Origin of the sequence: Microvirga flavescens, assembly GCF_003290125.1 — a bacterium.
GTDB lineage: Bacteria > Pseudomonadota > Alphaproteobacteria > Rhizobiales > Beijerinckiaceae > Microvirga > Microvirga flavescens.
Genome location: NZ_QMKH01000017.1, coordinates 2,501 through 5,864 on the forward strand (window position 1 = coordinate 2,501; position 3,364 = coordinate 5,864).

The following is a 3,364-nucleotide window of genomic DNA, read 5'->3' on the forward strand; positions in this document are numbered from 1 at the left end:
AGGATTTCCGAATGGGGAAACCCACCTTCGACCTCTTGTATTCTAGCGTCATCGGAAACGGTGATGTTGGACTACAAGGGGTCAGATGAAGGTATTAAACTCTGAATACATAGGGGTTTAAAGCGAACCCGGGGAACTGAAACATCTAAGTACCCGGAGGAAAGGACATCAACGAGACTCCGTTAGTAGTGGCGAGCGAACGCGGACCAGGCCAATGCCTGCGAGATCTTTATCGGAACCACATGGAAAGGTGGGCGAGATCGGGTGATAGCCCCGTACGAGTCAGAGTGATCGCAGGATTTGAGTAGGGCGGGACACGTGAAATCCTGTCTGAACATGGGGGGACCACCCTCCAAGCCTAAGTACTCCTCAGCGACCGATAGTGTACTAGTACCGTGAGGGAAAGGTGAAAAGCACCCCGACGAGGGGAGTGAAACAGTTCCTGAAACCGGATGCTTACAAACAGTGGAAGCTCAAGGTTCGTCCTGAGTGACCGCGTACCTTTTGTATAATGGGTCAGCGACTTAAAGTAACGAGCAAGCTTAAGCCGGTAGGTGTAGGCGCAGCGAAAGCGAGTCTGAATAGGGCGTTCAGTTCGTTGCTTTAGACCCGAAACCGGGTGATCTAGCCATGAGCAGGTTGAAGGTGCAGTAACATGCACTGGAGGACCGAACCGGTGTCTGTTGAAAAAGACTCGGATGACTTGTGGTTAGGGGTGAAAGGCCAATCAAACTCGGAAATAGCTGGTTCTCCGCGAAAGCTATTTAGGTAGCGCCTCGCGTGAATACCCCAGGGGGTAGAGCACTGGATGGGCTAGGGCCGCCCACAGCGGTACCAAACCTAACCAAACTCCGAATACCTGGGAGTAATGCGCGGGAGACACACGGCGGGTGCTAACGTCCGTCGTGGAGAGGGAAACAACCCTGACCTACAGCTAAGGCCCCCAATTCGTGGCTAAGTGGGAAAGGATGTGGGAATCCCAAAACAACCAGGAGGTTGGCTTAGAAGCAGCCATCCTTTAAAGAAAGCGTAACAGCTCACTGGTCTAAATAAGGGTTCCTGCGCCGAAAATGTAACGGGGCTCAAGCCACGAGCCGAAGCTTAGGGTGCATGCTTTGCATGCGCGGTAGCGGAGCGTTCTGTAAGTCTGCGAAGGGAGACCCGTGAGGGCTCCTGGAGATATCAGAAGTGCGAATGCTGACATGAGTAACGACAAACAGTGTGAAAGACACTGTCGCCGAAAGTCCAAGGGTTCCTGCGTAAAGTTAATCTCCGCAGGGTTAGCCGGCCCCTAAGGCGAGGCCGAAAGGCGTAGTCGATGGGAAGCACGCAAATATTCGTGCGCCAGTGGATGGTGACGGATCCTTATCGTTGTTCGACCTTATCGGATTGGTCGGGCAGCTTCCGGGTCCCAGGAAATAGCCTCCACATCAGACCGTACCCGAAACCGACACAGGTGGACTGGTAGAGTATACCAAGGCGCTTGAGAGAACTATGTTGAAGGAACTCGGCAATTTACCTCCGTAACTTCGGGATAAGGAGGCCTTCTGCTTGGGCAACCAGGTGGGAGGGGCACAGACTAGGGGGTGGCGACTGTTTACCTAAAACACAGGACTCTGCGAAGTCGCAAGACGACGTATAGGGTCTGACGCCTGCCCGGTGCCGGAAGGTTAAGAGGAGAGGTGCAAGCTTTGAATCGAAGCCCCGGTAAACGGCGGCCGTAACTATAACGGTCCTAAGGTAGCGAAATTCCTTGTCGGGTAAGTTCCGACCTGCACGAATGGCGTAACGACTTCCCCGCTGTCTCCAACATAGACTCAGTGAAATTGAATTCCCCGTGAAGATGCGGGGTTCCTGCGGTCAGACGGAAAGACCCCGTGCACCTTTACTGTAGCTTTGCGCTGGCATTCGTGTCGGCATGTGTAGGATAGGTGGTAGGCTTTGAAGCCCGGGCGCCAGCTCGGGTGGAGCCATCCTTGAAATACCACCCTTGTAGACATGGATGTCTAACCGCGATCCGTTATCCGGGTCCGGGACAGCGCATGGTAGGCAGTTTGACTGGGGCGGTCGCCTCCCAAAGAGTAACGGAGGCGCGCGATGGTGGGCTCAGACCGGTCGGAAATCGGTCGTCGAGTGCAATAGCATAAGCCCGCCTGACTGCGAGACTGACAAGTCGAGCAGAGACGAAAGTCGGCTATAGTGATCCGGTGGTCCCGCGTGGGTGGGCCATCGCTCAACGGATAAAAGGTACGCCGGGGATAACAGGCTGATCTCCCCCAAGAGTCCATATCGACGGGGAGGTTTGGCACCTCGATGTCGGCTCATCACATCCTGGGGCTGGAGAAGGTCCCAAGGGTTCGGCTGTTCGCCGATTAAAGTGGTACGTGAGCTGGGTTCAGAACGTCGTGAGACAGTTCGGTCCCTATCTGCCGTGGGTGTAGGAGTATTGAGAGGATCTGTCCCTAGTACGAGAGGACCGGGATGGACGTACCTCTGGTGGAGCTGTTGTGGCGCCAGCCGCAGTGCAGCGTAGCTATGTACGGACGGGATAACCGCTGAAGGCATCTAAGCGGGAAACCCACCTCAAAACGAGTACTCCCTTGAGAGCCGTGGAAGACGACCACGTTGATAGGCCAGGTGTGTAAGTGCAGCAATGCATTCAGCTTACTGGTACTAATTGCTCGATAGGCTTGATCCCTCTCATGGTCCGTGCCCGGACCATTACATCTGGAAAGACTGAAATCTTGCCATTGTCCTTCGCCGGTCCGGTGACTTGAGCGAGGAGCCCAAACCCGATCCCATCTCGAACTCGGCCGTTAAACTCCTCAGCGCTGATGGTACTGTGTCTCAAGACCCGGGAGAGTAGGTCGTTGCCGGGCCTGCCAAGGACAATTCCTCTTACACTTTCAAACAAACGATCACGCGGCGCCCAAAAGCGCCGCGTTCGTGTTTGAAGACCCAATCCTTCAAACACCAAAAAATTGACGCGGGGTGGAGCAGCCCGGTAGCTCGTCAGGCTCATAACCTGAAGGTCGTTGGTTCAAATCCAGCCCCCGCAACCAATCTCTCAAAAGCGCCTCCGCAAATGCAGAGGCGCTTTTTTGTTGCCATAAGCCGACAAAACCGGCGCCGCACAGAAGACACCACCGCAGGCACGCGGGGAGCGGAAAGCAAGGTGGGCATAAGACGTCAGGAGCCCTGCGCGCGAAGGGGCATGATGGTGTTCCGCGGCATCACCAGCAGACAGCCATCGCAGTCTCCAGACACGCAGAATGCAGATCCCAACCTCTTACCTACGAGCGCAAGACAGGACCTGATTTGACACGCTAAAAAGCAGCTTCGGTGGCCCTGCAAATGAGGGCGT

Annotated in this window: 1 tRNA gene and 2 rRNA genes (1 of these 3 only partly in view); all 3 read left to right on the top strand. The window is 55.1% G+C overall.

The features are described from left to right. Positions 1-2,698 (top strand): 23S ribosomal RNA (locus tag DQW91_RS16365); it begins 107 nt to the left of the window's first position. A gap of 66 nt (positions 2,699-2,764) precedes the next feature. Next, positions 2,765-2,879 (top strand): 5S ribosomal RNA (gene rrf / locus DQW91_RS16370). A gap of 106 nt (positions 2,880-2,985) precedes the next feature. Further along, a tRNA-Met gene (locus DQW91_RS16375) sits at positions 2,986-3,062 on the top strand. Positions 3,063-3,364 lie beyond the last annotated feature (302 nt).